The sequence below is a fragment of the Pseudomonas sp. LBUM1649 genome, from assembly GCF_059716155.1.
The window spans coordinates 5757222-5784187 of sequence record NZ_CP166807.1; the positions used below are offsets into that span (position 1 = coordinate 5757222).

At 60.0% G+C, this 26966-nt stretch carries 27 protein-coding genes, 4 tRNA genes and 1 pseudogene; 11 read left to right on the forward strand and 21 right to left on the reverse strand.

The window, feature by feature from the left end; translation table 11 throughout:
• The first annotated feature begins 64 nt into the window (after positions 1-64).
• Positions 65-403 carry a hypothetical protein gene (locus tag ACA058_RS26625; RefSeq protein ID WP_497636615.1) on the forward strand — a complete coding sequence of 113 codons (339 nt, stop codon included), beginning with the start codon at positions 65-67 and terminating at the stop codon, positions 401-403.
• Between the two features lie 30 nt (positions 404-433).
• Here the strand turns inward: ACA058_RS26625 and ACA058_RS26630 are convergent, their stop codons facing one another.
• The gene (locus ACA058_RS26630) at positions 434-1123 is read right to left on the reverse strand and encodes an energy-coupling factor ABC transporter permease (RefSeq protein ID WP_497636616.1); all 690 of its coding nucleotides are present in this window, start codon (positions 1121-1123) and stop codon (positions 434-436) included.
• A 76-nt stretch (positions 1124-1199) separates the two neighbouring features.
• Positions 1200-2132, reverse strand: a complete 933-nt coding sequence (locus tag ACA058_RS26635) for a LysR family transcriptional regulator (RefSeq protein WP_497636617.1) — start codon at positions 2130-2132, stop codon at positions 1200-1202.
• A 121-nt stretch (positions 2133-2253) separates the two neighbouring features.
• Between ACA058_RS26635 and ACA058_RS26640 the strand changes: the two genes are divergently transcribed.
• Positions 2254-2496, forward strand: coding sequence for a DUF2790 domain-containing protein (locus tag ACA058_RS26640; protein ID WP_497636618.1), 243 nt, complete (start codon positions 2254-2256; stop codon positions 2494-2496).
• A gap of 8 nt (positions 2497-2504) precedes the next feature.
• On the opposite strand, the gene ACA058_RS26645 is transcribed toward ACA058_RS26640, so the two are convergent.
• Genes ACA058_RS26645 through ACA058_RS26655 form a run of 3 tightly spaced genes read right to left on the reverse strand, consistent with a single transcriptional unit; the run spans position 2505 to position 6373 of the window.
• Positions 2505-3773 (reverse strand): OprD family porin, encoded by a 1269-nt coding sequence (locus ACA058_RS26645; RefSeq protein ID WP_497636619.1) that lies wholly within the window; start codon positions 3771-3773, stop codon positions 2505-2507.
• Between the two features lie 18 nt (positions 3774-3791).
• Positions 3792-5009, reverse strand: a complete 1218-nt coding sequence (locus ACA058_RS26650; RefSeq protein WP_497636620.1) for a benzoate/H(+) symporter BenE family transporter — start codon at positions 5007-5009, stop codon at positions 3792-3794.
• Positions 5006-6373 carry an aromatic acid/H+ symport family MFS transporter gene (locus ACA058_RS26655; protein ID WP_497640009.1) on the reverse strand — a complete coding sequence of 456 codons (1368 nt, stop codon included), beginning with the start codon at positions 6371-6373 and terminating at the stop codon, positions 5006-5008. The genes ACA058_RS26650 and ACA058_RS26655 overlap by 4 nt, the downstream gene beginning before the upstream one ends.
• 220 nt (positions 6374-6593) lie before the next feature.
• On the opposite strand from ACA058_RS26655, the gene ACA058_RS26660 reads away from it, so the two are divergent.
• The 4 genes from ACA058_RS26660 to ACA058_RS26675 are packed head-to-tail and all read left to right on the forward strand — an operon-like array spanning position 6594 to position 9328.
• Positions 6594-7220, forward strand: a complete 627-nt coding sequence (locus ACA058_RS26660; RefSeq protein ID WP_007970534.1) for a DUF1780 domain-containing protein — start codon at positions 6594-6596, stop codon at positions 7218-7220.
• Complete coding sequence (locus ACA058_RS26665; protein ID WP_497636621.1) at positions 7217-7744, forward strand: MOSC domain-containing protein; 528 nt, start codon at positions 7217-7219, stop codon at positions 7742-7744. Before ACA058_RS26660 ends, ACA058_RS26665 begins: the two co-directional genes overlap by 4 nt.
• Positions 7745-7795: 51 nt before the next feature.
• Positions 7796-7969 (forward strand): DUF3094 family protein, encoded by a 174-nt coding sequence (locus tag ACA058_RS26670; RefSeq protein WP_008058327.1) that lies wholly within the window; start codon positions 7796-7798, stop codon positions 7967-7969.
• A gap of 60 nt (positions 7970-8029) precedes the next feature.
• A complete protein-coding gene (locus ACA058_RS26675) occupies positions 8030-9328 on the forward strand; it encodes an NAD(P)/FAD-dependent oxidoreductase (RefSeq protein WP_497636622.1) in 1299 nt (432 codons plus the stop codon).
• A 194-nt stretch (positions 9329-9522) separates the two neighbouring features.
• On the opposite strand, the gene ACA058_RS26680 is transcribed toward ACA058_RS26675, so the two are convergent.
• The 7 genes from ACA058_RS26680 to rluD form a co-directional block, all read right to left on the reverse strand.
• A tRNA-Pro gene (locus ACA058_RS26680) sits at positions 9523-9599 on the reverse strand.
• Positions 9600-9694: 95 nt separating this feature from the next.
• Positions 9695-9770 (reverse strand) — tRNA-Lys (locus ACA058_RS26685).
• Positions 9771-9775: 5 nt separating this feature from the next.
• Positions 9776-9852, reverse strand: a tRNA-Pro gene (locus ACA058_RS26690).
• Between the two features lie 9 nt (positions 9853-9861).
• Positions 9862-9937, reverse strand: a tRNA-Asn gene (locus ACA058_RS26695).
• Between the two features lie 300 nt (positions 9938-10237).
• Positions 10238-12802 carry an ATP-dependent chaperone ClpB gene (clpB, locus tag ACA058_RS26700; RefSeq protein WP_497636623.1) on the reverse strand — a complete coding sequence of 855 codons (2565 nt, stop codon included), beginning with the start codon at positions 12800-12802 and terminating at the stop codon, positions 10238-10240.
• Between the two features lie 130 nt (positions 12803-12932).
• Positions 12933-13658, reverse strand: coding sequence for a peptidoglycan editing factor PgeF (gene pgeF, locus ACA058_RS26705; RefSeq protein WP_497636624.1), 726 nt, complete (start codon positions 13656-13658; stop codon positions 12933-12935).
• Positions 13655-14617 (reverse strand): 23S rRNA pseudouridine(1911/1915/1917) synthase RluD, encoded by a 963-nt coding sequence (gene rluD, locus ACA058_RS26710; protein ID WP_497636625.1) that lies wholly within the window; start codon positions 14615-14617, stop codon positions 13655-13657. The genes pgeF and rluD overlap by 4 nt, the downstream gene beginning before the upstream one ends.
• A 151-nt stretch (positions 14618-14768) precedes the next feature.
• Here rluD and ACA058_RS26715 point away from each other — a divergent pair, with 151 nt between their 5' ends.
• The 4 genes from ACA058_RS26715 to ACA058_RS26730 all read left to right on the forward strand — a co-directional run bounded on the left by ACA058_RS26715 (position 14769) and on the right by ACA058_RS26730 (position 19074).
• Positions 14769-15791 (forward strand): outer membrane protein assembly factor BamD, encoded by a 1023-nt coding sequence (locus ACA058_RS26715; protein WP_497636626.1) that lies wholly within the window; start codon positions 14769-14771, stop codon positions 15789-15791.
• Between the two features lie 136 nt (positions 15792-15927).
• Positions 15928-16161 (forward strand): PP0621 family protein, encoded by a 234-nt coding sequence (locus tag ACA058_RS26720; protein ID WP_497636627.1) that lies wholly within the window; start codon positions 15928-15930, stop codon positions 16159-16161.
• The gene (locus tag ACA058_RS26725) at positions 16151-17740 is read left to right on the forward strand and encodes a sensor histidine kinase (protein WP_497640010.1); all 1590 of its coding nucleotides are present in this window, start codon (positions 16151-16153) and stop codon (positions 17738-17740) included. The genes ACA058_RS26720 and ACA058_RS26725 overlap by 11 nt, the downstream gene beginning before the upstream one ends.
• 2 nt (positions 17741-17742) lie before the next feature.
• A complete protein-coding gene (locus ACA058_RS26730) occupies positions 17743-19074 on the forward strand; it encodes a sigma-54-dependent transcriptional regulator (protein ID WP_497636628.1) in 1332 nt (443 codons plus the stop codon).
• Positions 19075-19180: 106 nt separating this feature from the next.
• Here the strand turns inward: ACA058_RS26730 and thiO are convergent, their stop codons facing one another.
• The 7 genes and pseudogenes from thiO to ACA058_RS26765 all read right to left on the reverse strand — a co-directional run bounded on the left by thiO (position 19181) and on the right by ACA058_RS26765 (position 24839).
• Positions 19181-20281 (reverse strand): glycine oxidase ThiO, encoded by a 1101-nt coding sequence (gene thiO / locus ACA058_RS26735; protein WP_497636629.1) that lies wholly within the window; start codon positions 20279-20281, stop codon positions 19181-19183.
• A 55-nt stretch (positions 20282-20336) separates the two neighbouring features.
• Positions 20337-20738, reverse strand: a complete 402-nt coding sequence (locus ACA058_RS26740) for a type IV pilin protein (RefSeq protein ID WP_497636630.1) — start codon at positions 20736-20738, stop codon at positions 20337-20339.
• A gap of 14 nt (positions 20739-20752) precedes the next feature.
• Positions 20753-22624, reverse strand: a pseudogene (locus ACA058_RS26745) (pilus assembly protein); the annotation flags it as partial.
• 103 nt (positions 22625-22727) lie between these two features.
• On the reverse strand, positions 22728-23198 hold the full coding sequence (locus ACA058_RS26750) for a pilus assembly PilX family protein (RefSeq protein WP_497636631.1): 471 nt from the start codon (positions 23196-23198) through the stop codon (positions 22728-22730).
• Between the two features lie 11 nt (positions 23199-23209).
• A complete protein-coding gene (locus ACA058_RS26755; RefSeq protein ID WP_497636632.1) occupies positions 23210-23923 on the reverse strand; it encodes a PilW family protein in 714 nt (237 codons plus the stop codon).
• Entirely contained in the window at positions 23920-24369 is a 450-nt protein-coding gene (gene pilV, locus ACA058_RS26760) for a type IV pilus modification protein PilV (protein WP_497636633.1), read from the reverse strand. The genes ACA058_RS26755 and pilV overlap by 4 nt, the downstream gene beginning before the upstream one ends.
• Positions 24366-24839 (reverse strand): GspH/FimT family pseudopilin, encoded by a 474-nt coding sequence (locus ACA058_RS26765; protein WP_497636634.1) that lies wholly within the window; start codon positions 24837-24839, stop codon positions 24366-24368. The genes pilV and ACA058_RS26765 overlap by 4 nt, the downstream gene beginning before the upstream one ends.
• 68 nt (positions 24840-24907) lie before the next feature.
• On the opposite strand from ACA058_RS26765, the gene ACA058_RS26770 reads away from it, so the two are divergent.
• Positions 24908-25420, forward strand: a complete 513-nt coding sequence (locus tag ACA058_RS26770; RefSeq protein WP_497636635.1) for a GspH/FimT family pseudopilin — start codon at positions 24908-24910, stop codon at positions 25418-25420.
• A gap of 4 nt (positions 25421-25424) precedes the next feature.
• On the opposite strand, the gene ispH is transcribed toward ACA058_RS26770, so the two are convergent.
• Positions 25425-26372 carry a 4-hydroxy-3-methylbut-2-enyl diphosphate reductase gene (gene ispH / locus ACA058_RS26775; RefSeq protein ID WP_497636636.1) on the reverse strand — a complete coding sequence of 316 codons (948 nt, stop codon included), beginning with the start codon at positions 26370-26372 and terminating at the stop codon, positions 25425-25427.
• A 152-nt stretch (positions 26373-26524) separates the two neighbouring features.
• Entirely contained in the window at positions 26525-26962 is a 438-nt protein-coding gene (gene fkpB, locus ACA058_RS26780) for an FKBP-type peptidyl-prolyl cis-trans isomerase (protein ID WP_172668667.1), read from the reverse strand.
• Between the last annotated feature and the right edge of the window lie 4 nt (positions 26963-26966).

The window sequence follows — 26966 nt, forward strand, 5'->3', positions numbered from 1 at the left end:
GCGAGATCCGGCTGGTAGCTATACTCAATTGCAGATTTCCAGCAGCCCCGATGGAGGATTCGTCATGAGTAACCTTACGCTCGAAGGCAGGTGCAAACCCAGCGCCGACCAAAAGTCCGTCCCAATAGGTGAGATCCATTTTTACGTCGACGGCCCCCTCCATCTACGGCTGGAGGAAGCTGAAGAACGCCTGCAGAAAACCCAGGAGCCTGAAGCCATGGTCGATGTCGACATGGACACATTGAACCTGGTCTTGCCAGAGGGGTACGGCCCCTTGTCCGACTGTCAGATGCGCGTCTATTTGCACTACGAGCGTGGTCAGTTCCATCTGGTCGGACACCGGGCGAGCGATGGCAGCCTGATCTATTCCAACGTGGTTTTGATTGATCAGCTGATTGATTGAAACGCTGGCAACAGCCTTCAGGAACCGGGCTCAAGACTCAGGATCGTCGTCCTTCCAGGGCGCCGACAGATAGCGCGTGCGGTTGAAGGTCTCCAGCCACTCGGGGCAGAACACCACCAACGCGCTGACCACCATGCCATTGATGAACGCCTCGGGAAAAATGATCAGCCACAGGTAACCGATAAAATCTTCCAGCCAGTACGGCATGGCGAAACGTTCGTCGTACCACAACAACGTCAGCGATAGCAGCAGGCACAGCAACGCTGAAAGGGCTGCGGCGAAGAAACCGGAAACGAAGATGTACACGAAGGGATTTCGTGGCTGCGCGCGCTCCACCAGAATCGCACAGCATTCGGTGATCAACACCGGCAACAAAATGAACAGCGCGCCATTGACCCCCATGGCCATCAGGTCCTGACGGCCCAGCAACACCAGCCCTGCTTGCGCCACCAGACCGCCGACGATCGCCAGCGGCCAGTCCAGCAACAGCGTCACCGCCGTCATGCCGATAAAGTGATAGGACACGCCGGTATCGAAGTCCCGACGCACCAGCCACAACGCAAACAGCGCAAACACCGTACCGAACAGCAAATGCTGGCGACGCCTGTCACTGAACAGCTCGACCCAGGACACTCGCGCAACGGCCCAGATCAGCACCGGCACATAGATCAACCACCCCACCGTGAGGGTTTCGGATGACAGTAACTCGGCGCCGATCATGGCGGGGCACACTCCGTTGGCTTGCCGAAAGAGAACAGGCTCCCAGTCTACACCGCCCTTTGCCCGCCCTTCGACCTCACGCCCAATGCCGTGGATCGTTCATCACTGCTTCATGCTCAGCGAACAAGCGGGGTAACTCGGCCTTGAGAAAGTCCACCCACGTGCGGACCTTGGCATCGAGAAAGCGCCGCGACGGATACAGCGCATACACATTGCGCTGACGCGGGCGGTAGTCCGGCAGCAAGCGCAACAAGGTGCCGTCGCTCAGGGGCCGCGTCGCGGTGTAAAACGGTATCAGGCTGATGCCCATGCCCGCCTCCGAAGCCTTGACCATCGACTCGGCGACGTTGCATTGGAAGGTCCTGGCCGGGCTGACGGCATGCTCGCCCGCTTCGTCCTGGAACAGCCATTGATCGCTGTACAACGGGTCGAGCATCCGCAAACACTGGTGATCGTTCAGCGCCAGCGGATTGTCCGGTACACCAAGGCGTTGCAGGTACTCCGGGGAAGCGCAGGGCACGCTGTAGATTTGCCCGATGGCCTGGGCGACGAATTGCGAATCGGCCAATTCGTGGGCAATCGAAATAACTACATCGTGCCCTTCTTCCAAAGGATCCGGATTGCGCTGCGACAGGGTCAGCTCGAATACCACATCGGGATAAAGCTCGCTGTACCGGGCAATCAGCGGCGTGATCAACACCCCCAGGCCGTTCATGCTGTGCACCCGCAACCGACCGCTTGGCTTGAGATGGGCGCCGCGAGCCTCCGCGGTCGCCTCCTCCATTTCTTCGAGTATCAGGCGACTGCGCAACAGGAAGCGCTCGCCGGCCTCGGTCAGGCTCAAGCGCCGCGTGGTGCGTTGCAGCAGGCGCGCTTGCACATGCTGCTCCAGGTCCGCGACCAGGCGCGAGACTTGCGCGGTGGACAATTCCAGTGCGTCGGCGGCGGCGGTGAAACTTGCGCAGTCCACGACACGGACGAACACGCGCAAGTTGTTAAGCAAATCCATGAGCCCTCCAGGGTGGGTGACTGTTACGTTTAATGTAAGGCTGTATCAGGCGTTGGCCCCTTTTTCGGTTGCGGGCGAAGACTAGAATTCAGGTATCGGAATCAACGCGGAGTACAGAAAAATGAAAACCTTGATCAGCCTGTTTCTGGCCCTTATCGCCACCTCGGCCATGGCCGCTGACAACGAGCCGCTCGCTGTCTTGTATAACCCGGCACAGCCGCTGGACATCGCCAAGGTGGTTTCCGTGTCGGACACCGCCACCGCGTGCGGCGTTGTGCCAGCGACCATGGTGTATGTCGATCATCAGGCTCAGACCCGTCGCGTGACATACGAAGTCATGGGTGATTGCACGAGCAACCTGTGATCAGTGGCTCATAGCAGTGTCCAGGTGTAACTGAGGATCAAGCGATTCTCATCGATATCACTGCGGTAGTTGGAACGCGCCATCGCATTGCGCACACGAATGCCGAGGCCTTTGAGGCTGCCGCTCTGCAGCACATAGCCGATGTCCAGGTCACGCTCACGGTCCTTGCCCTCATACCCCTTGCCGGTATCGACATTGTTGCCGCTGATGTAGCGCAGGGTACTGGTCAGTCCCGGTACTCCCAGGGCCGCGAAGTCATAGTCGTAACGCGCCTGCCAGGAGCGCTCGTCGGTGTAGGCGAACTCGTAGGTCGGCACTTCGTTGCCCAGCGGTGAGATGTTGGCAAACACCCGTGGGAACGCGCTGTCGCCGAACATGCCCTGATAACCGACATAAAACGTGTGACCGCCACGCTTGGCCGACAGAAGCGAGAAGAACGCCTGGTTGTCGATATTGCCCAGCAGCTTTTTGCCGTCCTCGCGCGAATCGAAGTAGCCGAGGTTTGCCCCCAATATCCAGTCACCCATCGGCTGGCTGTGCTTGAAACCCAGGAAGCGCTGGTTGTAGATATCTTCCAGTTGCCCGAACCAGGCGCTGACCGAGCTGCGTTTATCGTTGAAGACGTAATCGGCACCGGCAAAATTGAAGCCGTCACTGCTGACCTGACGTTGCGGTACGTGACCGAGCATGGCCTGCATTTTTTCGTCACCGGCTTCGTTGCGCAGGCTGGTCGTATTCAAATGACCGGCCTGCAGTGTCAGGCCATTGATCTCATTGGAGCTGATGCTCGCACCCTGATAGCTGGGCGGTAGCAGTCGGATATCACTGAACACCAGCACCGGCAGGTTGGGTTGCAGCTCACCCGCCTTCAGTTCGGTTTTGGAGTAGCGCACCTTCAACGCGCCCTCCAGACGGCTGTAATTGTCCGCCGCGCGCCCGTCATCCTGTACGGGCAGCAAACCGGTATTGACCCGATCCGGGCTGCTGTCGAGCTTGAGGCCGAGCAGGCCGATCACATCCACGCCGAAACCGACGGGCCCTTGGGTATAACCCGATTTAACGTTGAGGATGAATCCCTGCGCCCATTCTTCGGCCTTCGATTGTTGATTTGCCCCGACGATGTCGGAAAAGTCCCGGCTGAAGTAGTAATTGCGTGCTTGCAGGGTGGCCGTGGTGTCTTCGATGAAACCGCCCTCGGCGGCAGTAGCGCCAGAGGAGAAACTCGAGACGACAGCCATGGACAACACTGAACCGGTTGTTGGAAGAATCTGTTTCATCGTTTTTTTCTCTTATTTTTATTGATCGACAGGTTGAAGTGCTTCAGCAGTGGATTCACTGCGAGAGACGGGGCGACGGGTGCTCAACATCAAGTGGGTGGCCATGCCGAAAATCAGCCCCCAAAAGGCAGCGGACAACCCAAACAGCGACATGCCCGAGGCGGTGGTGAGAAAGGTCACCAGCGCGGCTTCGCGATCACCTGGCACCGCCATCGCGCCCGCCAACGCCCCGGCAATCGCGGCGAACAGCGCCAGCCCGGCAAGCGCCGCGATCAGTTCCTTGGGGAATGCGGAAAACAGTGAGACCAGGGTGGCGCCAAAGATCCCCAGCACCAGGTAACACAGGCCACCCACCACCCCTGCCACATAGCGCTTGCCGGGATCTTCGTGGGCCTCGCGGCCAGTGCAAATGGCCGCAGTAATCGCCGCCAGATTCAGCCCGTGGCAACCGAACGGCGCCAACAGTGCCGTGCCCAATGCGCTGCTGGCGATGATCGGGCCGGATGGCGTGGCGTAGCCGCTGGCGCGCAACACCGCCATGCCGGGAACGAACTGGCCGGTCAGCGCCACCATCACCAGCGGCAAGGCGATGTTCAGCGTTGCGCTGAGGCTGAACGCCGGGGTGATCCACACCGGCGTGGCCAAACCGATGACCAACGCCTCGCGATGCAGATCACCGGCGAGCAAAGCCATCGAGCAGCCCACCAGCAGGACCATCAGCACCGCATAACGCGGCATCAGCCGTTTGCAGATCAGGTACGTGGCAAACATCGCCAGCACCAGCAACGGCTTACCCTGCAACGAGACGAACAACCCGGTGCCGAAGCTGAACAGAATCCCCGCCAGCATCGCCGCCGCAACCGCTGCCGGCAGCTTGCCGATGATCCGGTCAAACGCCCCCGACACCCCGACCAGGAAAATGATCAGGCTGCTGACGAGATAAGCACCCACCGCTTCCGGCATCGAGATCCCCGGCAGCAACGCCACCAGCAACGCCGAACCGGGCGCTGACCACGCGATGATCACTGGCACGCGGTAGCGCAAACTCAGACCGATCCCGAGCACGGCGCTGCCGATGGAAATCGCCCAGACCCACGACGACAGCACTTCCCGCGACAGGTGCGCGGCCTCGGCGGCCTGGAAAATAATCACCAAGGGACCCGCGTAGGAAATCACTGTGGCGATGAATCCGGCGACGGCCGCAGACAGGGAAAAGTCGCGCATCAAGGTTTTCATGAAGCCTCGCCGACAGCTCCGTCAGACGAGCCCTGCTGCGCGCCTGGTAGTGGTTGTCGGGCACTGCGCCGACTGCTGATGGCGAACACCGTCATGGCGACGGCGGCAATCGCACCGGGCAAGGCAAACGCCATGAAGTTCAGTTGCAGCGGCAGGCTGATCCCGAGCAAGGCCCCCCCCAGCAGTGGTCCGACGATCGCACCATTGCGCCCGATGCCAGAAGCCCAGCCCAGACCGGTAGAGCGGATGTTCATGGAGTAGAACTGGGCGGCGCACGCGTACAACAGAATCTGCGAGCCAATGGTGGTGGCGCCGGCGATGGCGATCAGCAGGTACAACACCGGCATCGGGCTGTTGAAGCCCAACAGAGTGATCGACACCGCCGCCATGGCGAAGAACACCGATAGCACACGCGGCAGGTTGAGCTTGTCACCCAGCACACCGCCGCCGACTGCACCGAAGATCGCCCCGAAGTTCAGCACCAGCAGGAACGACAGGCTCGAGCCCAGGCTGTAACCGGCGTTGGCCATCAGTTTGGGCAGCCAGGAGCTCAAGGCGTAGACCATCAGCAGGCAGCAGAAAAACGCCAGCCACAACATCAACGTGCGCAGTGCACGGCCCTCGCGGAACAGCTGCAACACCGGAGTGCCAGTGCCCTTCACTTCATTCATGTGCAACTGATCATCGGTCTGTGCGACGTAGGCCGGGTCGATCCGCTGGAGAATGTTGCGGGCTTCTTCATTGCGCCCCTGGCGCAGCATGAAACCCACCGACTCGGGCAGGAAGTACATGATCAGCGGCAACAGCAGCAATGGCAGGACCGCCACATAAAACACCGACTGCCAGCCAAAACTCGGGATCAGCACGATACCCAGCCCGGCGGACAGCATGCCACCCACCGAGTAGCCACTGAACATGATCGCCACCAGGGTGCTGCGGATTTTTTTCGGCGCGTATTCGTTCATCAACGCCACGACATTGGGCATCACGCCACCAATGCCCAGGCCGGCAATGAAGCGACAAAGACCAAACTCGGTAGGATTTCGGGCGAACCCGTTGAGCACGGTAAAACCACTGAAGAGGATCACGCAGATCGTGATGGCTTTCTTGCGGCCGATCCTGTCCGACAGCGGTCCGAAGAACAGCGCGCCGAACATCATGCCGAACAGTGCATAGCTGCCCAGTGCACCGGCCTGCAGAGGACTGAGCCCCCACTCTTTCATCAGCATCGGCAAGACCACGCCGTAGATCACCAGATCGTAACCATCGAAAATGATGATCAGGGCACACCAGAACAGCACCATCCAGTGAAAGCGGTTGAACCGAGCGTTGTCGATAACCTCATGTACGTCGATCTTGCGCATGGCATTCATCTCTTGTTGTTGTTTTTTCAGGAGCAGCGGTAGCACGGCTCACGTCCGTACAGCCGAGGGTAGAGTCACCAGGCGCGGGTCAATATCCGCATTGCGCAGACCACTATCCGTTTTGTGCAGTGCCCTGAACCGGGCTGGAAGGCGCGAGGATTTGCCCCTCTCCGATAAACTGTCTTCTTTGCAATCACATTTGAGCGCTAAGCTTGGGCGTATGGATGATTCAGATTACTTACGCCTGCTGACCATTGCGGCCGAGCAAGCCAACGCGTTCCTGTCCAATGCCCGCAAATGGGAGCGTGAGCGTTGGGTCTGCCAACGCCTGCTGCAAGGCCTGAACATTCCCTACCGTGCCGACGAATTCGCCCCGGCCGGGGAGCCGCCGGACGTGTTGTTTCGCGACGCCAGTTTCGAGGTGTTCTTCGTGCTCGACGAGGGCCGACGCCTCAATGATGAGTGGCGCGACGAACTGCAGCGGCGGCGCAGCGCGTTCTCCCTGAGCCAGCTGGTACGGCGCGAGGCCAAGCCCCGTCGCATACCGGCCAACGAGTTCCTGCTGCGGCTGGCGCCGACCTTGCGCAAAAAAGCGCACAACTACAAAGAACGCGGCATGGATCTGGGCGAACTGGACATCATTGCCTTCGCCAGCCTCAAGCGCGAAGTGCTGGACCTCAACAGTCATTTCCCGCCGCCCACCGAATACCTGCGCCAGGGCTGGCGCTCGCTGTCGCTGGTGGGCCCGACTTTCGCACGTGTTTTGTTCGCGCATCCCGATGCGCCGGACTTCCTGCGCAGCAACCTGGGACGCAGCATCGTGTTCGACGTCGGGATCAGCCTGTGAGTCCATTGCAGGAACTGATTGCCGAAGTCCCGCAAACCGGCCGCGTACGCTGGATTGGCGTGCGCCCGGAACGTCACGTACCGATGATCGAACTGGATGCCGTGGAAGCGCGACTGGAGGCCGGCTTGACTGGCGATCGCGCCCGACCCGGCGTACGCAATGCACGGCAGGTGACGCTGATTCAGTGGGAGCATCTGGCGGTGATCAGTTCGCTGATGGGCCGCCCGGACGATCAACCGGTCAAGCCTGAAGATTTGCGGCGCAATCTCGTTATCAGTGGGATCAATCTGTTCAGCCTCAAGGGCCGGCGTTTCCGAATCGGCCAGGCGATTTTCGAAACCACCGGCTGGTGCCAGCCCTGCGCACGTCTGCAACACAACCTGGGCCCCGGGACGTTTCAGGCCGTGCGCGGACATGGCGGAATCACCGCCCGGGTGTTACAAAGTGGCATCATTCGACTGGACGATACGGTGAGCGTCGAGCCCATTCCGGACAGCGGCTATTCTCCATTCAACGTTCGTTGAGTCTGCCTGTAGCTTCTTCACCTTCAGCAACGTCTACCTGACGAGGCCTTTATGACCAGCCGCCTGAACCCCGAAGACCAAAAGCATGTCGAAGCGTATCTGCAACTGTCCCAACACCGAGTCGAGCGCCGGCCTTTCCGGCCATGGATGCTCCTGGTGCTGGTATTGGCAGTGACCATTGGTCTGGGCCTGTTGAGCCGATTTATCAGTTACCTGACGCTATGAGCTGCTTCGCGCTCGCTTGGGTAACCACACCGATTTCCTTTAGCCTTGCGAGTTATCCCCATGTCCCATCGTATTGTAATTGTCGGCGGCGGCGCCGGCGGTCTGGAGTTGGCTACCCGTCTGGGTAAGACTCTGGGCAAGCGCGGCACGGCCAGCGTGATGCTGGTCGACGCGAACCTGACCCACATCTGGAAACCGCTGTTGCACGAAGTCGCGGCCGGGTCATTGAACTCGTCCGAAGACGAACTCAACTATGTTGCCCAAGCGAAATGGAACCACTTCGAGTTCCAGCTAGGGCGCATGAGCGGGCTTGATCGCGCCAATAAAAAAATCCAGTTGGCCGCCACTTATGATGAAGCCGGGCTGGAACTGGTGCCCGCCCGGGAAGTGCCTTACGACTCGCTGGTGATCTCCGTCGGCAGCACCACCAACGATTTCGGCACCCAGGGCGCGGCGCAGCACTGCCTGTTCCTGGATACCCGCAAACAGGCCGAGCGCTTCCATCAGCAGTTGCTCAACCACTACTTGCGCGCGCACGCGGGGCAGACCGACAAGGTCGAGCAGATCAGCGTCGCCATCGTCGGTGCCGGTGCCACCGGGGTCGAACTGGCCGCCGAACTGCATAATGCCGCCCATGAACTGGCGGCTTATGGCCTGGATCGGATCAAACCGGAAAACATGCACATCACCCTGATCGAAGCCGGGCCACGAGTGCTGCCGGCCCTGCCGGAACGGATCGGCGGGCCTGTGCATAAAACCCTGGAAAAACTCGGGGTCAACGTCATGACCAACGCCGCAGTCAGCGAGGTAACGGCGGACAGCCTGATCACCGCGGATGGCAAAGTGATCAACGCCAGCCTGAAAGTCTGGGCCGCCGGGATTCGTGCGCCAGGGTTCCTCAAGGACATCGATGGCCTGGAGACCAACCGCATCAATCAACTGCAAGTGCTGCCTACCCTGCAAACCACCCGTGACGAGAACATCTTCGCCTTCGGTGACTGCGCGGCTTGCCCGCAACCGGGCACTGATCGCAATGTGCCGCCGCGCGCCCAGGCTGCGCATCAACAAGCTTCGTTGCTCGCCAAATCGCTGAAGTTGCGGATCGAAGGCAAGGCGCTGCCGGAGTACAAGTACACCGACTACGGGTCGCTGATCTCGTTGTCGCGTTTTTCGGCTGTGGGTAACTTGATGGGTAACCTGACCGGTAGCGTAATGCTCGAAGGTTGGCTGGCGCGGATGTTTTACGTGTCGCTGTACCGCATGCACCAGATGGCTCTGTACGGAACGTTTCGCACGGCGATGCTGATGCTGGGCAGCAAGATCGGACGCGGGACCGAGCCGCGGCTCAAGCTGCACTGATGTAAAAACCTGTGGGAGCGAGCCTGCTCGCGAAAGCGGTGGGTCAGTCAACATAGATGTCGGCTGACCCGGCCTCTTCGCGAGCAAGCTCGCTCCCACAATGATTTGCAGCACACCTGAGCGATTTGCAGCACACCTGAGCTTTTCGCAGACAAAAAAAATCCCCGTATCTTTCGATACGAGGATTTTTAATATGGTCGGGGTAAGGGGATTCGAACTCCTGACATCCTGCTCCCAAAGCAGGCGCGCTACCGGACTGCGCTATACCCCGGTAAAAAAAAGGCACCTTTGAAAGGCGCCTTCTGCGAACAGAGCTTTTGGCGTCTGATCTTAAGATTCGATTCCAGCGTTAGCTGGTTTCAAAAATGGTGGGTCGTGTGGGATTCGAACCTACGACCAATTGGTTAAAAGCCAACTGCTCTACCAACTGAGCTAACGACCCAAAAATGGTCGGGGTAAGGGGATTCGAACTCCTGACATCCTGCTCCCAAAGCAGGCGCGCTACCGGACTGCGCTATACCCCGGCTTGAAATTGGCTCCGTGACCAGGACTCGAACCTGGGACCCAATGATTAACAGTCATTTGCTCTACCGACTGAGCTATCACGGAACTACATATTTCAATTTACAACTTTGTAGCTTTACTGCGTTCTCTTCGACCCGTTTGCATCGCTGCGTTCGTGTGTCTGAGGCGCGCTATTCTACAATCTCTACAACCTCTGTCAACCCCCTAAATTGCTTTCAAGTTAATGATTTGCAACTTATTTTAGATTCCTGCTTGGGAGCAGAAACCCTGGCGGGTGACTTACTGCGGGGCGCACTTTACAAGCCTTTTCCTTTGAGTTCAACAGCCTAAATGAAAAAAAGGCCTCGCAATGCGAGGCCTTTTCGATTTTGCTGCCGTTATGGATCAGGCGAAGACGATTTCGTCGTTTTCCACCACGCCATGCGCCGTGTCGCCCGGCATGAATCGACCGGAAAGGATCAACTGCGCCAGCGGGTTCTCGATCCAGCGCTGGATCGCTCGTTTGAGCGGCCGTGCGCCGTACACCGGGTCGTAACCGACCGCGATCAGCTTATCCATGGCCTCTGGGCTCAGTTCCAGCTTCAACTCCCGCTCGGTCAGGCGACTGCGCAGGCGACCCAACTGGATCTCGGTAATGCCAGCGATCTGATCCCGCGCCAATGGCTCGAAGATCACCACTTCATCGACCCGGTTGATGAATTCCGGCCGGAAGTGGCTGGAAATCGCATCCATCACCGCCGCGCGCTGTGCTTCGCGGTCACCTACCAGCTCCTGGATCTGCACCGAGCCCAGGTTGGAGGTCATGACAATCACAGTGTTCTTGAAGTCCACCGTGCGGCCATGGCTGTCGGTCAGGCGACCATCTTCCAGCACCTGGAGAAGAATGTTGAACACATCCGGGTGCGCCTTCTCGACTTCGTCCATGAGGATCACCGAGTAAGGCTTGCGGCGCACCGCCTCGGTCAGGTAACCGCCCTCTTCGTAACCGACGTAGCCGGGTGGCGCACCGATCAGGCGAGCCACGGAATGTTTCTCCATGAACTCGGACATGTCGATCCGCACCATCGCCTCTTCAGTATCAAAAAGGAATTCCGCCAGCGCCTTGCACAGCTCGGTTTTACCGACACCGGTCGGGCCGAGGAACATGAACGAGCCGCTCGGGCGATTGGGGTCGGACAACCCGGCGCGGGAGCGCCGTACCGCGTTGGAAACGGCGACCACTGCTTCGTCCTGGCCGATCACACGCTGGTGCAACAGGCTTTCCATCTTCATCAGTTTTTCGCGCTCGCCCTCGAGCATTTTCGACACGGGAATGCCGGTCCATTTCGACACGACTTCGGCGATTTCCTCTTCAGTCACCTTGCTGCGCAGCAACTGGTTTTCGCTTTTGCCATGTTGATCGACCATTTGCAGGCTGCGCTCCAGGTCCGGGATCACCCCGTACTGCAACTCGGCCATGCGGTTCAGGTCGCCTTTGCGGCGAGCGCTTTCCAGCTCCTGACGTGACTGTTCGATCTTCTGCTGGATCTGCGCCGAACCCTGCACCTCGGCTTTTTCCGAGTTCCAGATCTCTTCAAGATCCGAGTACTCACGCTCCAGACGAGCGATTTCTTCCTGGAGTTTCTCCAGACGTTTAATCGCCGCTTCGTCGCTTTCTTTCTTCAGTGCCTGGGATTCCACCTTCAGCTGAATCAGACGACGTTCCAGGCGATCCAGCACTTCCGGCTTGGAGTCGATCTCCATGCGGATGCGGCTGGCGGCCTCGTCGATCAAGTCGATGGCCTTGTCCGGCAACTGCCGGTCAGTGATATAGCGATGGCTGAGCTTGGCCGCCGCAATGATCGCGCCGTCGGTGATCGCCACCTTGTGGTGGACCTCGTAGCGCTCTTTCAGGCCACGCAGGATGGCGATGGTGTCTTCTTCGCTCGGCTCGTCCACCAGCACTTTCTGGAAGCGTCGCTCCAGGGCGGCGTCCTTCTCTATGTATTGGCGGTACTCGTTGAGCGTGGTAGCACCAACGCAATGCAATTCACCACGGGCCAAGGCTGGCTTGAGCATGTTGCCCGCATCCATCGAGCCCTCGCCCTTACCGGCGCCGACCATGGTGTGCAATTCGTCGATGAACAGAATGATCTGCCCTTCTTGCTTCGACAGTTCATTGAGCAGGGATTTCAGGCGCTCTTCGAACTCGCCGCGATACTTGGCACCGGCAATCAATGCCCCCATGTCCAGGGACAGCAGGCGCTTGCCCTTGAGACCATCGGGCACTTCGCCATTGATGATGCGTTGGGCCAGGCCTTCGGCGATGGCGGTTTTACCCACGCCAGGCTCACCGATCAGCACCGGGTTGTTCTTGGTGCGGCGTTGCAGCACCTGAATCGTCCGGCGAATTTCATCGTCACGCCCGATCACCGGATCGAGCTTGCCGTCTTCGGCACGCTTGGTCAGGTCGACGGTGTATTTGTCCAAGGCCTGGCGTGCTTCCTCGTGGTTAGGGTCATTGACCGCCTCGCCACCGCGCAGGTTGTTGATCGCGTTCTCCAGGGCCTTCTTGCTCACACCCTGGCCGAGCAACAGCTTGCCGATCTTGCTGTTCTCGTCCATGGCGGCGAGCAGCACCAGCTCACTGGAAATGAACTGGTCGCCCTTCTGCTGGGCCAGGCGATCGGCCTGGTTGAGCAGACGCGCCAGATCCTGCGACATATTCACGTCGCCGGTCGGATTCTGGATTTTCGGCAGCTGGTCGAGCTCTTTGGTCAGCTCTTTACGCAGGCTGTTGACGTCGAAGCCCACTTGCATCAACAGGGGCTTGATCGAGCCGCCCTGTTGTTCGAGCAGGGCTTGCATCAAATGCGCCGGCTCGATGGCCGGATGATCGAGACCGACGGCCAGGGATTGGGCATCGGACAACGCTAACTGCAATTTGCTGGTTAAACGGTCTATACGCATGGGTCACCTTCCTTTTGAGCAGGCCGGACCTATAAAACATCCTGAATGAAGAAACCTGCCAGATACCACAATAGATGCGGTCGATTCTGGGAGTTTCAAGCGTCGAGGCGTTGATGCAGGTCAGGCAAGTCTAGCGGTCGAGCCAGATAAGGGAGGCAAACCGACCAGTTCGCGGGCTTCGGCGGTAAGAAAAGAAGCGGGGATCGGTCACGGTACAGAAACCGCCACCATAGACAGCCGTTACACCGCGAGCCGCCAGACGCAAGCGCGCGAGCATATAGATGTCGGCCATGAACTTGCCGGCGCTGTGACTCGGCGCAAAAGCTTGAGCAGCTTCGGGCAGTTGCTCGACGAATGTTTCGCGCACTTCCGGGCCGACTTCAAACGCTTTCGGGCCAATGGCCGGGCCCAACCAGACAAGCACTTCATCTGATGGCAATGCCAGCGTGTCGAGCGTGGCTTCCAGCACACCCGCCGCCAATCCGCGCCAACCGGCATGGGCCGCTGCAACGCGGGTACCGGCACGGTCGCAAAACAGTGCGGGCAGGCAATCGGCAGTCATCGCCGCACAGGCGATACCGGGAGTTGCCGTCCAACTGGCGTCGGCAGTCACCACCCGGCTCGGGTCCGCATGCGCCACGACAATGCCGTGGACCTGCTGCAGCCAGGCCGGTTGAATGGAGAAGTGTTCGGTAAGACGACGGCGATTTTCGGCGACAGCTTCGGGGCTGTCATCGACGTGATCGCCAAGATTGAGGCTGTCGAACGGCGCCACACTGACGCCGCCCGCACGGGTGGTCACACAGGCTTTGACCCCGGCCGGCGCGGGCCAGTCAGGAATCAGCCAGTCACTCATCCGACAAACGCCTCGCGGTCTTGCTTGAGCAGGGTCAGCAACCAGACGAAGTCTTCCGGCAGCGGCGACTCCCAGCTCATGCGGATACCGGTGGTCGGGTGATCCAGCTCCAGGAACCGCGCATGCAGCGCCTGACGCGGGAAGTTCTTCAGCGACTCGACCATGGTCGGGTTGGCTGCCGGCGGAATCCGGAAACGACCGCCATAGGCAGGGTCTCCGACCAACGGGAAGTTGATGTGCGCCATGTGCACGCGAATCTGGTGCGTACGACCGGTTTCCAGCTTCACCCGCACGTGGGTGTGGGAACGGAAACGCTCGAGCACGCGGTAATGGCTGACGGCCTGCTTGCCACCTTCCATCACGGCCATCCGCTGGCGTTGCTGGCCATGACGACCGATTGGCGCGTTGATCTTGCCGCCAGCCGTCACCACGCCGATCACGATGCACTCGTAGATCCGGCTGACGCTGCGGCTCTGCAACTGTGTCACCAGCTGCGTCTGCGCCTGAATGGTCTTGGCCACCACCATCAGACCGGTGGTGTCCTTGTCCAGGCGATGCACGATCCCGGCGCGGGGCACATTGATGATGTCCGGCACGTGATGCAGCAAGGCATTGAGCAAGGTGCCATCAGCGTGGCCGGCGGCCGGATGCACCACCAGGCCCGCGGGTTTATTGATCACCAGGATGTCGTCGTCTTCGTAGACGATGTCCAGGGCGATGTCTTGAGCGACCCATTCGCCCTGAGCTTCCTGCTCGGCAGTGAGTTCAAGAATGGCGCCACCGTGAACGATGTCTCGCGGGCGGACAACCGCCCCATCCACAGTCAGGCGGCCGTCTTTGATCCAGGCGGAAAGGCGCGAGCGCGAGTGCTCAGCGAATAATTGTGCGGCGACTTGATCGAGGCGTTGGCCGCCCAATTCGGACGGCACCTCTGCGCGAAGTTCAATTTTATCGGACATGCTCGGACTGGGCGTCGGCACAGCCTTTGGTTTCGGCTGCGCGCTTGTGGTTAAATACGGCGTCTTTTGCCCCGAGGCTATTCAACGGGGCGCTCATCATAACAGGACGGCCTCGCCCAAGACAGCGGCCGTCATAGGGACGCAAGCCGCCATGCAAGTGAAACACCTGCTGCTGATCGCCATCCTCGCATTGACCGCTGCTTGCTCTTCGAAGGAAGTCGTAGACGAAAACCTGAGCGAAGTCGAGTTGTACCAACAGGCTCAAGCCGATCTGGACAATGACAGCTACACCAGCGCCACTGCCAAGCTGAAGGCTCTGGAATCGCGCTATCCGTTCGGTCGTTATGCCGATCAGGCTCAACTGGAGCTGATCTATGCCAACTACAAGAACGCCGAACCAGAAGCCGCGAAGGCGGCTGCCGAGCGCTTCATTCGCCTGCACCCCCAGCATCCGAACGTCGATTACGCCTACTACCTCAAGGGCCTGACTTCGTTTGACCAGGACGTTGGCCTGCTGTCGCGTTTCCTGCCGCTGGACATGACCAAGCGTGACCCGGGTGCCGCTCGCGACTCCTACAACGAGTTCGCCCAACTGACCAGCCGCTTCCCGAACAGCCGCTACTCGCCGGACGCCAAGCAGCGCATGATCTACCTGCGCAACCTGCTGGCAGCCTACGAAATCCACGTGGCCGACTATTACCTGACCCGCCAGGCCTATGTCGCCGCCGCGAACCGCGGTCGCTACGTGGTGGAAAACTTCCAGGAAACCCCTTCGGTCGGCGACGGCCTGGCGGTGATGACCGAGGCCTACCAGCGCCTGCACCTGGACGAACTGGCTGCCACCAGCCTCGAAACCCTGAAGCTCAACTACCCGAACCACCCAAGCCTGGTGGACGGTCAGTTCGTACCGTCGATGGACGAAGCCGACAACCGTTCGTGGCTGAGCAAGGCCACCCTGGGCCTGATCGAATCCAGTGCTCCGCTGCCGCCGGGAGAAACCCGCGCCAACCAGGACGTGCAGAAGCAGTTCCAGGACGCCAAGGACGCGATTCCGAGCGAGCTCAAGCCTAAAGACAGCAACGGCGATGTGATCGAGGAAGAGGAACACGAAGCGGAAGGCAATAATGAAGACCGCTCGTGGTTCAGCTACATGACCTTCGGCGTATTCGACTAATACGACCGGCGGTGCAGAAAGGGAGACTTTTGAGTCTCCCTTTTTTATTGCGCCGTTTTTATGCGGCGCGAATACGCTGTGCGCCTGCCATGTCCTTGGCTAAACTGGCGATTCATCCGTCATAAAGCAGCTCACCATGCTTCGTTTATTATTCTGGATCGCCGTGATTGCCACCGCTGTTTGGCTCTGGCGCAAGTACAAGGGCCAGGCTTCTGCACCCAAGTCCTCCGCCGAGCTGGAAGCAGCTCCCATGGTCCGCTGCGCCCATTGCGGCGTGCACCTACCCCGCGACCGCGCACTGAGACTTCAACAACAGTGGTATTGCAGCCAGGCTCACCTTGAGCAAGGCCCCGGCTCAAGTGATCGCTGAGACGTCCAGTCCCGGCGACAAACAGGCCCAGCGACTGCTGCGTCTTTATCACCTCTACCGTTTAAGCATCGGCATCACCCTGGTGCTGCTGATTTCCAGCAACATGGACAACCGGTTGCTGACGTCCGCCAATGACGACCTGCTGCGCAGCGGCAGCTGGTTGTATCTGGTGCTGAATATCCTGCTGGTGGTGTTCTTCGAGAACACCCGCCGCCCGGCGCAACTGTTCAGCCTGGCGCTGGTCGACGTCCTGCTGCTTTGCGCGTTGTTCTATGCCGGCGGCGGAGTGGCCAGCGCTATTGGCAACTTACTGATCGTCTCGGTGGCCATCAGCAATACCTTGTTGCGAAGACGCATCGGCCTGCTGATTGCCGCCATCAGCGCACTTGGCATCCTGGGTTCGAGTTTCCTGCTGCATTTCAGCCATCGCGCCAGCCCCAATGATTACTTGCAGGTCGGCACGCTCGGAGCCCTGTGTTTTGCCGCTGCGCTGCTGGTACAAGGCCTGGTCCGACGACTGGAAGTCAGCGAAACCCTGGCGCAGCAGAAGGCCAGCGAAGTCGTCGGCCTGGAAGCCCTCAATGCCCTGATCCTGCAACGCATGCGCACTGGCATCCTGGTGCTTGACGACCAATGGCGCGTACAACTGGCCAATCATAGCGCCTTGACCCTGCTTGGCTGCGAGCGCCTCGAAGGCCGACGGATTGACGAACACACCCCTTCCCTGGTCGAGCGTCTGCAACTGTGGATCAACAACCCGACGCTGCGCCCGCAAAGCCTGAAGATCGCCAGCAGTGGCCTTGAACTGCAGCCGAGCTTCATTGCCCTGAACCCCAGCCCGCATCACCAGACACTGGTCTTTCTCGAAGACCTCGCACAGATCACTCAACAGGCTCAGCAACTGAAGCTCGCCGCCCTCGGCCGCCTGACCGCCGGTATCGCCCATGAAATCCGCAATCCGTTGGGCGCCATCAGTCACGCCGCGCAGCTATTGCGAGAATCGGAGGAACTGAATGCCGCGGACCGACGTCTGACGCAGATTATTCAAGACCACTCTCAGCGCATGAATCGGGTTATCGAAAACGTTCTGCAACTGTCCCGCCGCCAGCAAACCGTGGCCCAACGACTCGACTTGAAGCCGTGGCTGGAACAGTTCGTGATGGCAACCCGCGAGCAGGCGAGCGAGCGCCAGAAGATCCATTTACACATTGCTTCCGGTGACCTCAAGACCTTGATGGACCCGAACCAGCTGGAGCAGATTCTCGACAACCTGATACGCAATGCATGGCGCCATAGCGCCCTGAACCACGACCAGGCACAGGTCTGGCTTGAGTTGTTCACCGATCCCGACAGCCAGCTGCCGATCCTCGAAATCCTCGACGACGGCCCCGGCGTGGCCCCGGAGCATCAAGCGCAATTGTTCGAGCCTTTCTTCACCACCAGCCACCGGGGCACTGGCTTGGGGCTTTACCTGTCCCGTGAGCTGTGCGAAAGCAACCAGGCCCGCCTGGACTTCAAATCACGCCAAGGCGGCGGCTGCTTTCGCATCACCTTTGCTCACGGACGCAAACAAGGTTGAACATGAGCCCACGGCAAAAAGTCCTGATCGTCGACGACGAACCGGACATCCGCGAACTCCTGGACATCACCCTGGGACGGATGAAACTCGATACCTACAGCGCCCGCAACGCTGGCGAGGCCCTGGCCCTGCTCCAGCGCGAGACGTTCGACCTGTGCCTGACCGACATGCGCTTGCCGGACGGCAGCGGCCTCGAGCTGGTGCAACACATCCAGCAACGCTACCCCCAAGTCCCGGTGGCCATGATCACGGCCTATGGCAACCTCGACACGGCGATCAATGCGCTGAAGGCCGGTGCGTTCGATTTTCTGACCAAGCCAGTGGACCTGACCCGCCTGCGGGAACTGGTGACCAGTGCCTTGCTGCTGCCCGCCCCTGGCAACGCCATCGATCGCCGCTTGCTGGGCGACTCGCTACCCATGCGCAATCTGCGCAAGCAGATCGACAAACTGGCCCGCAGCCAGGCACCGGTGTACATCAGTGGCGAATCCGGCAGTGGCAAGGAATTGGTCGCCCGACTGATTCATGAGCGAGGACCACGGGCTCACCAACCCTTTGTCCCGGTCAATTGCGGCGCGATTCCGACCGAGCTGATGGAAAGCGAGTTTTTCGGCCATCGCAAAGGCAGCTTCAGTGGCGCCATCGAGGACAAACCCGGATTGTTCCAGGCAGCCCACGGCGGCACCCTGTTTCTCGACGAAGTGGCAGACCTGCCTCTGCCGATGCAAGTCAAACTGCTGCGGGCTATCCAGGAGAAAGCTGTACGCAGCGTCGGTGGGCAATTGGAGGTGGTGGTCGATGTGCGCATACTGTGCGCCACCCACAAAGACCTTGGCGCCGAAGTCGCTGCTGAACGTTTTCGCCAGGACTTGTACTACCGCCTGAACGTGATCGAGCTGCGGGTTCCACCTTTGCGCGAACGCCGTGACGACATCGAGCCGCTGGCCAGCCACGTGCTCAAGCGCCTGGCTGCAGACACTGGGCAGCCCGCGGCAAAACTCCACCCCAATGCCCTCGACGCCCTGAAAAGCTACCGTTTCCCGGGCAATGTGCGCGAGCTCGAGAACATGCTCGAACGGGCTCACACCTTATGCGAAAACAAGCAGATCGAGGCCAGCGACCTGCGCCTGGCCGAAGGTAACTGTGCCGCCGAAGTGGGCGTGCCGGACCTCACGCAGATCGATAACCTGGAGGCGTACCTGGAAAACGTTGAACGCCAACTGCTTCTCCAGGCTCTGGAAGAGACCCGCTGGAACCGCACGGCGGCGGCTCAGCGGTTGAATCTGTCGTTTAGATCGATGCGCTACAGGCTCAAAAAACTCGGATTGGATTGAGGGCCTCATCGCGAGCAAGCTTTGCTCCTACAGGTTTTGCGTCGTACTCTCTGTAGGAGCATGGCTTGCCCGCGATAGCAATCTGACAGGCACCAAAAACCTCGAATCAGATCCGCCCGGCCGGCGCATACGGTGCCGGATCAATGATCGGCGCCCTGCCCAACATCACATCGGCAAACAACTGACAGGACGCTGGCGCCAGTACCAACCCATTGCGGTAGTGCCCGCAATTGAGCCAGAGACCGTCAAACCCCGGCACCCGGCCAATGTAGGGAATGCCCTCCGGCGAGCCTGGCCGCAACCCGGCCCAATGCCCCACCACCTCGGCGTCGGCCAGCGCCGGAATCAACTCCACGGCCGAGGCCTTGAGGCTTTCCAGTGCCGATTCGGTAGGCGTCTTGTCGTAGCCTTCATGCTCCAGGGTACTGCCGATCAGGATGTGCCCATCGCGCCGCGGAATCGCATAACGCCCTTTGGCCAGCACCATGCTCGGCAGGAAATCCGCCTCACACTTGTAGAGGATCATCTGCCCTTTCACCGGTTCGACCGGCAACTCAAGGCCCAGGCTCTTGAGCAAATCGCCGCTCCAGGCGCCAGCGGTCAGGACCACTTGATCGCCATGGATCGCGCCTGTGGAGGTCTGCACACCGACTATTTTTTCGTCTTGCTGAATAAACCCGCTGACTTCGCACTGCTCATGAATCGTCACGTTCGGCAGCGCCTGCAATGCCGCCTTGAGCGACTTCACCAGCCGTGGGTTGCGCACGTTGGCCACGTCGGCCATGTAGATCGCTCGAGAAAAGCCACCACCGAGCACCGGCACCGCATCGTGGGCCGCCGAGATATCCACAGCCCGCAGCGGACGGCCCTCACGCGCGGCCCAGGCCAGCGCCTCGGCTTCATCGTCCAGGTCCAGCCAGTACAGGCCTGTGGTATGCACCTCGGGATCGATCCCGGTAGCAGCAAACAAGCGCTCGCCCAGCTGTGGATAAAAATCCTGGGACCAATGCGCCAGCGCGGTCACCGCAGGGCTGTAGCGCCATGGATAGAGCGGAGAAACGATGCCGCCGCCCGCCCAGGACGATTCCTGGCCGACGTTCGATCGATCCAGCAGCACCACACTCTGCACCTGGGACGCGAGATTGAATGCCGTCAGCAGGCCGATTACCCCGCCACCGACAATCACCACTTGCTGTTGCCTGGTCATGTTCTGATCCAACCGTTAAATAGACAGAGGCGCAAAGAGCGCCGGAAAAGGAAACTCAGCGACCCCAGCAATCCTTGGTGGTCAGGCCGGCCGTAGCATTGACCATGCTTCTGACCCCGGTGTTGGTGAGGGTGAAATCCCCACACTTGTCAGTGGCCATGGCACTACCGCTCTTGCGTGTTGCCGTCAGCAGGAACGTCTGGTCGGTCAGGGTCGGCGTGATGCTGTAATAGTCGTTGCCGGCGCTAAGGCCGTTGGCATTGGTGTAGACGTTAGACTTCGAATAGAAGCGCTCAAGGATCTGCGCCTGTTCGGAGAGCAGACCGGCGACTTCGGTGCGACGACCTTTTTGCACGTACTCGGTGAGACTCGGATAGCCAATGGTGATGACGATCCCGATGATCGCAATCACGATCATGATTTCGATCAGGGTAAAACCGCGGTTGGATCTGCGCATGCCTCAATTCTCACTTACTGTATTTGTCGCCACATGATGCGACGGCTGCCGCCGCCGGATTTTTCCACCAGCGTGGTGATACCGCCACTGGAATCGTTCACGATCTTGCGGGTCGCGCCATTGACGATGGCGTTCAGGGTCGGAATCCCGCCGGTAAAGACAACGCCGCTGGACAGTGTGTCGGTGCTGTCGACCACTCCGTCGCCGTTGGTATCGAGCACCGCGTAATTGAGCATATTACCGCTGAACGCATCGAGTTCGACCAGTTTGCCGGTACCGAAGCTGGCGCAAAGATCCGTGGCATCCACGTTTGCCGTGGTAAAGACGATCCGTCCGAGCACCAGGCTGGCCTGGTTGATCACCCGCTCACCGGTCAGCGCGCTGTTATACAGCAGTGGCAAATACCAGCCCTTTTGCGTCGGGTAGTTCACCTCGTGCTGACTGGTGGTGATGGACTGCGCCGACACCCCGGTCACTGCCTGGGCCTGCAGGCTGGAGGTAGTGATCTGCCCGGAGCCACCCTCCGCGTCCCACACCGCGTAGAACGCCTGCAGGTCCCTGTTGGTCTTGTCTGCCGTCTCGTTGAATTTGCCGGTGCCGAAAAACACCATCTTGCCACCCAGGGCATTGTCCGCCAGCAACGGCTGCGCGGTGATAGGCTGGGTAGCGCCACCGGCGGTGGTAAACAACGGCTTGCCGGCAAATGCCAGGCCCCAGGTGTCCGGGGTGGCGCCACTCAGGTCGAACTTCCAGAGCCGCCCCTTGAGGTCACCGCCATAGGCGGCCTGCACCACATTCTGCGAGTTCACCCTGAGTTTCACCGAAGACAACCCGTTAGCAGTTTCGCTGCTGTCGATCACGATTTTCTTGATCAGGCTGCCGTCGCGAATGTCCACCACGTACAACGCCGCCAACCCTGAATAACTGCCATAACCGTTGGCAATGAACGCCGCCCAGCGTCCATCGGCCAAGCGTGCCACCTCCGGACGGGCGTAGGCATAACCCAGATCATTGAAAGCGTTCGCCGCACTGGCAGTGGCCGGCGCGCTGATTTCCCACAAGGCCCTCGTAACATTCCCCGCCGACGCGTCGAACAGCTGCAGCGCATAGAAGGTTCGCCCGCCCGCCCCTGTTCCGCCCAGTGCGAGGGTTTTCCAGGCACTGTTCAACTGAGCATCGAACACGCCCACCTGCCCATCCACCAGAAACCTGTGGCTGACGCCGTTGATGTAGGCGGTATCGGCGATGTAACGCAAAGACGGCACCACGCTGGAGGGTATGTAGGCGTAGCGCCGGGTACCGTTGCCGGTATTGATGACGCTGACGAACCCGTCGTTGGCGTTGACCACCAGACTGGCATTCATGTTTGCGGCCTTGGTGGCCAGGTAAGTGCTGTAGGTGGTGTCTCCCGACAAGTCCGATGCGGTTTTATCCGAAGGTGCCGCCAGGACCAGCGGTGAGTTGACGATATCGCCCAGCAACACACTGCGCGCTTTCAGGCCAGTCTTGTTGGTGCCCTTGCTCCACTCCACCAGATCGTGGCCCGTAATACCGCTGGGCAAGCCCTGGTTGAGAACGGCTTGCTGGGCCGCGGACAAGTTGGCGAAGGCCAATGTCACGGCGCTGTTGGTCTGGCTGTTCCATGATTGATAGGTCGGTGCCGTAGCGCCCGGCACGATGGCGGTATCGGTGGACCACAGCACCGATGCGCTATTGACCGCGCCACTGGCGGTGAAGCCGTGGGACTTGATCGTGCCACGCCAGTCCCAGGGGTCGTAACTGGTCTGGAAATAGCGGGTGTCGCTGGCGACACCACTGCCGCCGGAGCCGGCCTTGGAAGTCATGCCGCTCAGGGTAGAGGACAGCGCCGGGGACAGCGCCGCGGTGCACAACAAGGGCGAATCCGAAGGCGTGAAAGCATGGGCCGGAGCTGCCAGGAACAAGGCGCAAACGGCCCCGCTCAACAACCTCCACAGCTGCGCGCGCCTTTCAATACTTCGCATAAATGCTCTCCACCACACTGCGCGAGCTGCCCGCAATGCCCACGGCGGTCACCCGGTACAACGTTGCCGCGGTGTTGCTCGGCACGTTCACTGCCGTCAGGGTGGTGCCAATGTTCTGCACGCCATAGAAGCCGTTGCCGGACGCGATCCAGGTCACCCCCGAGGTGGAATTGAACCCGGCCGCCTTGAGGGTCGCCGATTCGGCAGGCGGTGCGCACTGGAGAGTGCCGCTGCACACTGGCAACGAATAACTGTCGAGCTGCACCGCGCTTTCACCCACGCGCAACACCGCTTCGGCACCCTGGAACGACTGATTGCGCAAGCTCAGGCTACCCGCCATTTTTTCCTGCAGGGTGGCGTTTTGCATCGATGAAATGCCGATCAGCGTCAGCAGCAACAGGAACACCAGGCTGACCAGCAGCGCCATGCCGCGTTGGGAACCAGGGGATACACTCATCGGCCCGACCTTCATGGCAAGCGGTTGCGCAGGGCGGCAACCACGTTGAAGGTTTGGTTGCTTACCCGATTATTCGGGTCGGTGAGGGTCAGGCTCAGGCGTACGCTACGGATGCGTGCCGGATCCGACGGGTTCCTGCTGTAACTGGAAGCCGCCGAATCGGAAGCCGAGCTGGCGAGGCCGAAGCTCACGTTGAAGGCACTGACGTTATCCACCAGCACTTGCTGCATCGGCGTCCCCCTGCCTACACCCAGCGTCAGCTGACCGTTCTTCAGGCTGTAGATCAATCGCCGGATGGGAAATGCCAGTTGCCCCGAAGCAGGTGCGCGCAAGTCGGAATAAGCCGTCGCGCTGTTTCGACAATCGGAAACCACCGTCCAGGCCGGCGTCCCGCCATTATTGCCGACATCCGCTGTCACCAGGGTCAGCTTGAGACTGGCGTTGTCCCAACTGATCGGCGTTATCTGGCTGGCATTGAAGTCACCCGCGGTGCTGGCATCGGTGATCGTCCCCAGGCAGCCGAACATGCCGACCATGCGGATTTCCTGAATCATTTTGCTCAGCACGAAACGCGCGTCCTCCTGCATGGCCGCTGCGGCATTCTGGCTGATATAGGTGTTTTTCGCGGCGATGAACACCTGCACCACACCCAGCACCACGACCAGGCTCAATGCCAGGGCGATCAGCAACTCGACCAGGCCGAAGCCGCGATTGAAGCGGCTCATGGCGTCGCCACCGGGTCGACGGTCGCGCGGCTGGTGAGGACGAAACTGCGCCGTGAGTTGGCGCTGTTGGCGGCCCGCGAGTCGTCCCAGGTGATGGTGATGGTGTACACCCGCTGATTCAGGGAGATGCTGCCGGTCGCCGTGGCGCCACCGAAATTGACAATGTTATTGGTGAAATCGTAGAGGTCCTGGTCCCGGGCGACGTTGAGATTGCCCGAGGTCGGCGGTGTAACGGTGTAATCGGCGGCAGCATTGGCGCGAATGCGGTCCAGCATGTCGTAGGCGATAAAACTGGCCTGGCTGGTCATGCGCGCACTGTCGGTGTACTTCAAGGCATTCAATTGAAAGGCGGCCGCGCCCAACAGGCCCACGCCCAGAATCAGCAACGCCACCAGGACTTCGATCAGCGTCATGCCCTCCTGGGCACGCTTGCTCCATGAACTCATCCGCAACTTCCACCCAATAGAATTCGTCCGTTCAAACACACATTCAGCGTCCTGCTTTGCGTTCCGAGCACATAACTGATCGCCACTGCCGTGGAGGGTGACGACAGCCCGCCCAGATTATTGAAATCGATGGCCGTCACACCCGAGGTTAGCGTCAGAGTCGCACCGCTGCTCATCGCTGGAACAACCCGCAATACATTGGCCGGGGTGCCGGTACTGTCATAGACCGACAACTCCCCTGTCCACACACTCCCTCCCGCCGTGGGTCGTACCCGAATGGTCACGCCGCGATCGATGGCTTCCAGTCGGGCGTAGTTGAGGCCACGCTGCAGATCCCCCATCTCGGTGTCGGCCTTGGTGCCTTGTGTCGAACGGATAAACGCCGGGACTGCCAGGGTGATCAGGACCAGGAAGATCGCCAGCGAAACCAACAACTCGATCAGCGTGAAACCTTTTGTACGATGATCCATCGTTGCCCTCCGCTGCCGTCGGCTATACCTGCTTCAACACGCTAGAACATTCCAGGGAGGAAAATCTCATGCGTGAGCAAGGTTTCAGTCTGATCGAATTGCTTATGGGACTCGCGATTGTCGGGATTGTTCTGCACCTGGTCAGTCCGGCATTCGCAGCGCTTACAGAATCGAACCATCGCGAGGAGGCGGCCAAGTCACTTGTCAGCGGTCTGCGCAGTGCAAGGAGCGAAGCGATATCGCGCGGTCAGGCCGTGGTCGTTCACGGCATAAACGACGACTGGAGCCAAGGCTGGCGGATCATTCTGGATGTCAGCGGCAAGGGGCACGAGGACCCCGGCAATCCGCTGCTGATCGAGCGTCGCAGCGGCATTGGCGTGGCGGTTTTCGGCAATCAGTATGTCAGGACTGCCGTACGATTCGGGCCAGTGGGCGAGCCGGTGTCCGGAGGTTTTCAAGCAGGGACATTGCATGTTTGCGCGGCACGCGAAGCGCGGAGCCAACACCAGGTGGTGCTGGCCCCGAGCGGTCGCATCAGCCTGCGCAGCGACAAGACCGCGCAGGCGTTATGCGCGAGCTGAAGGCTCAGAGCAGCGAACGGACCCGGAGTTCTTTGGGCATGGAGAACGTGATGTTCTCTTCACGACCGGCCAACTCATCGGCACCGGTAGCGCCCCAGGCCTGCAATTGCTGAATCACGCCACGCACCAGGACTTCCGGAGCGGAAGCGCCAGCGGTGATGCCGATCCGCTCGACACCGTCGAACCAGCTCTTTTCCAGGTCCTCGGCACCATCGATCAGGTAGGCCGGGGTAGCCATGCGCTCTGCCAGTTCGCGCAGGCGATTGGAGTTGGAGCTGTTCGGACTGCCGACCACCAGCACCACATCGCATTCGTCGGCCAGTTGCTTGACCGCGTCCTGGCGGTTTTGCGTGGCGTAGCAGATGTCGTCCTTGCGCGGGCCGCCGATGGCCGGGAAACGCGTACGCAATGCGTCAATGACGCGACTGGTATCGTCCATGGACAAAGTCGTCTGGGTGACGAACGCCAGTTTTTCCGGGTTGTGCACCTGCAGTTCGGCGACATCCTTTTCGTCTTCGACCAGATAGATCGCACCGCCGTTGCTGGCATCGTACTGGCCCATGGTGCCTTCGACTTCCGGGTGACCGGCGTGGCCAATGAGAATGCATTCACGACCGTCGCGGCTGTAACGGGCGACTTCGATGTGCACCTTGGTGACCAGCGGACACGTGGCGTCGAACACTTTCAGGCCACGGCCGGCGGCTTCCGTACGCACGGCCTGGGACACGCCGTGAGCACTGAAGATCACGATCACGTCGTCCGGCACCTGATCCAGTTCCTCGACGAAGATCGCCCCGCGGTTACGCAGGTCTTCGACGACGAACTTGTTGTGGACCACTTCGTGGCGCACATAGATCGGCGGCCCGAAAACCTCCAGGGCGCGGTTGACGATTTCGATCGCCCGGTCCACACCGGCGCAGAAGCCACGGGGATTGGCGAGTTTGATTTGCATGCTGTGCCTCGTGTCTTGCGCGCGAAAATTGATCGTAAACCTGTAGGAGCAAAGCTTGCTCGCGATAGCGGTGGATCAGTCAACAATGATGTCGACTGAAATGACGCTATCGCGAGCAAGCTTTGCTCCTACAGATGACCGTATGAGGTCAGTTACAGCGCTTTGACGGAAATGATTTCCACGTCAAAGGTCAGCGTCTTGCCAGCCAGCGGATGGTTGAAGTCGATGGTCACTTGCGCGTCATCGAACTCTTTGACCACACCCGGCAATTCAGTATTGGCCGCATCGTTGAAGATCACCAGCAAACCTGGCGACAGGTCCATGTCCTGGAACTGCGAACGCGGGATGATCTGCACGTTTTGCGGGTTGGGCTGGCCGAACGCGTTTTCCGGCTCGATGCTCAGGGTACGCTTGTCGCCCGCCTTGAAACCGAACAGCGCCGCTTCGAAACCTGGAAGCAGGTTGCCATCACCGACCTTGAAGGTCGCCGGGGCTTTGTCGAAGGTGCTGTCCACCGTGTCGCCGTTCTCCAGGCGCAATGCGAAATGCAAGGTGACCTCCGTGTTCTGGCCGATGCGTTGCTCAGCCAATACC